The 732-nt window shown below is 74.7% G+C and carries 1 protein-coding gene; it reads left to right on the plus strand.

All coding sequences use genetic code 11. The features are described from left to right. Positions 1-732, plus strand: a 732-nt coding sequence (locus tag Psi02_RS39810; RefSeq protein ID WP_203981098.1) for a helix-turn-helix domain-containing protein, incomplete at both ends; no start/stop codon positions are given.

Here is a 732-nt window from a genome sequence, read left to right on the forward strand (position 1 = left end):
ATCCGCCGAGATCCACGCACTGCGCGGCGACACCTCCACCGCGCGCGACCTCGCCGCCCAGGCCGAACGCGCGTTCCTGTCGGCGGGCGCGCACCCGATGCTGGCCCTGGTGCAGCTCGCCCGCGGAGCCGCGGAACTGGCCGACGGAAGCTACGACGCGGCCTGGGACGCCCTGCGCCCGATCTTCGATCCCAGCGAGATCAGCTACCACCAGTACATGCGCCTGTGGGCGCTGCCGCACCTGGCGGAGGCGGCGTTGCTCAGCGGACGCCACGAAGATCTGCGCGCGGTCGCCGGCGAGCTCGCCCCGATCATCGAGGAAAGCGGGTCGCCGATCGGGCACGTGGCGCTCGCCTACATCAGGGCCGTCACCGCGCCCGACCAGACCGCAGAGGAACTGTTCACGCGGGCGCTGCGCGAGGACCTGGTCGGCTGGCCGTTCGAACGGGCGCGGCTGCGGCACGCCTGGGGCGCGTGGCTGCGCCGCCAGCGCCGCGCCGCCGAGGCCAGGGCGCCGCTGCGCGCGGCGGCAGAAGCGTTCGACGCCCTCGGCGCGGTGCCCTGGGCGGAGCGCGCGCTGCGCGAACTGCGCGCCAGCGGCGAGCGGATCCGCCGCAAACACGACGCCCGCGACCGCCTCACCGCCCAGGAGCTCCAGATCGCCCAACTCGTCGCGGACGGGCTGACCAACCGCGACATCGGCCAGCGGCTGTTCGTCTCACCCCGCACGGT

Source organism: Planotetraspora silvatica (assembly GCF_016863315.1).
GTDB classification, from domain to species: Bacteria; Actinomycetota; Actinomycetes; order Streptosporangiales; family Streptosporangiaceae; genus Planotetraspora; species Planotetraspora silvatica.